This is a genomic window from Sphingobium sp. (genome assembly GCF_003248505.1).
Taxonomy (GTDB): domain Bacteria; phylum Pseudomonadota; class Alphaproteobacteria; order Sphingomonadales; family Sphingomonadaceae; genus Sphingobium.
This window is the reverse complement of the sequence record NZ_QFOA01000165.1, coordinates 1-1,802: the sequence shown is the minus strand read 5'-3', so window position 1 is coordinate 1,802 and position 1,802 is coordinate 1. Positions and strand designations below refer to the sequence as shown.

Sequence of the window (1,802 nt, the reverse complement as noted above, 5' to 3'; positions counted from 1 at the left end):
GCCGCCATGGTCTTTCTCCTTCCGGTTGCTACCTCTGGGAATCGGGAACCGAAGGACACGCCTCAAAGACGGCATCGGCACCGGATATGGTGATTCCCATGTGGAATGGTCGCGCCCTTAACGGCGAAAAAAGCGCTTGGCAAGGCTTGACGCCACGCCGAAGGGGGAACATAAAGAGAACAGGCGGAACAAAGACGGCGTCAGCCAGTTTGGATCGTCATAGTGAGACATGCCGTGTAAATGGCAAGACAGAAAGTGATCTCGATGTTCACTGTTATCGCCGCGACCCTGCTTTCTGCCGCATTCCTGCTGGCGATCGGCACCATGGCCTGGATGTTCATGGCCTATCGCGACAAGATGGTCGCGGCTCTATTGTTCGAGCCGATCCCCCGGCAACCCGCCGTCTATCATATCCGCATCCGCCGCCCCCGCGTGCTGCCTGCCCCGCGTCAAGCGAACGCCTCGTTCAACGGCGTGTTCGCCGCCTGATCGCTCAGGAAGCGGTCGCCGCCGCCTCGCGCTGGCGACGTACCTTGGCATAGGACATGATGCCGAACGGGATCAGAATCACATATCCTGCGCAGATGATGAGCAGTGTCAGCCACGGATCGGTGACCAGCAACGCTGCCAGCAGGCCCGCGACCGCAATCGCCTCCAGCCTGATCCGCTTGCGCAGACGCAATGCGGACCAGCTATAGGTTGCGATACTGGAAATCATCAGGAACGCGCTGAAAGCGGTCCAGGGCGCGACGATATACCAGGCGCGGAAGATTTCCTCCCCTGTTACCAGCCAGAGATAGAGCGGCACGAAAGCAAGGCCCGCACCCGCCGGAGCAGGCACGCCGGTCAGGAAACCGGCGGATTTGTGCGGCTGCTCGTCAGCGTCGATATTGGCGTTGAAGCGCGCCAGTCTCAGCGCGCAGGACAGCGCATGGGCAAGCGCGAAGATCCAGCCGAACTTGGGCATCGCATGCAGCGACCAGAGATAGAGGATGAGCGCAGGCGCGACGCCGAACGCGATCGAATCCGATAGCGAATCCAGTTCCGCGCCGAACCGACTTTCGCCCCGCAACAGCCGGGCGATCCGCCCGTCCAGACCGTCGAGCACGCCTGCGAACAGGATCGACAGAACCGCCCGCTCCCACTCGCCGGAAATACCGTAGCGAACCCCGGTAAGGCCAAAGCACAGTGCCATTGCCGTCACCGCGTTGGGCGCCAGCATCCGCAGCGTGATTCCGCGTCGCAACCCCTGGGGCACCGTGCGCCGCTGGCGGCTCACTGCTGAATGCCCGGCACCACGCGGGCGTCGCCGATCTGCCCCAATATGGTTTCCCCCGCCACCGTGCGCTGGCCCAGGATCACGCGGGGCGCGGTTCCTGCGGGAAGATAGACGTCGACCCGGCTTCCGAAGCGGATGAGGCCGATACGCTGGCCCGCCGCGACCATGTCGCCCGGCTTCACGAACGGCACGATCCGGCGCGCCACCAGCCCTGCGATCTGGGTGAAGCCGATGCGAAGGCCGTCGTGGCGCTCGACCAGGATATGCTGCCGCTCATTATCCTCGCTCGCCTTGTCGAGGTCGGCATTGAGGAACTTGCCCGAGATGTAGACGACCGACTTGATCGTCCCGCCAATGGGCGTGCGATTGATGTGCACGTCGAACACGCTCATGAAAATCGACACGCGGATCAGGGGCTGATCGCCCAGACCGTTCGCGCCTGCCATTTCGCGCGGCGGCGGCACGCGCTGGATCAGCGTGACCAGCCCGTCGGCCGGAGCGATGATGGCGTTTTCATCCTGCG

The 1,802-nt window shown here is 63.3% G+C and carries 3 protein-coding genes; 1 reads left to right on the top strand and 2 read right to left on the bottom strand.

Features of this window, described 5'->3' with window-relative positions; all coding sequences use genetic code 11:
• Positions 1 to 264 precede the first annotated feature (264 nt).
• Complete coding sequence (locus DI606_RS20100; RefSeq protein WP_293985781.1) at positions 265 to 489, top strand: hypothetical protein; 225 nt, start codon at positions 265 to 267, stop codon at positions 487 to 489.
• A 4-nt stretch (positions 490 to 493) separates the two neighbouring features.
• On the opposite strand, the gene DI606_RS20095 is transcribed toward DI606_RS20100, so the two are convergent.
• Positions 494 to 1,222: a phosphatidylcholine/phosphatidylserine synthase gene (locus tag DI606_RS20095; protein WP_293985783.1), complete on the bottom strand. Its 729-nt coding sequence runs from the start codon at positions 1,220 to 1,222 to the stop codon at positions 494 to 496.
• Positions 1,223 to 1,275: 53 nt separating this feature from the next.
• A partial coding sequence (locus DI606_RS20090; RefSeq protein ID WP_293985779.1) for a phosphatidylserine decarboxylase occupies positions 1,276 to 1,802 on the bottom strand: 527 nt, incomplete at its 5' end.

Bases quoted from the DNA above. Each gene is read 5' to 3' on its own strand.
- DI606_RS20100 (WP_293985781.1), top strand. From the start codon at position 265: ATGTTCACTGTTATCGCCGCGACCCTGCTTTCTGCCGCATTCCTGCTG.
- DI606_RS20095 (WP_293985783.1), bottom strand. From the start codon at position 1,222: ATGCTGGCGCCCAACGCGGTGACGGCAATGGCACTGTGCTTTGGCCTT.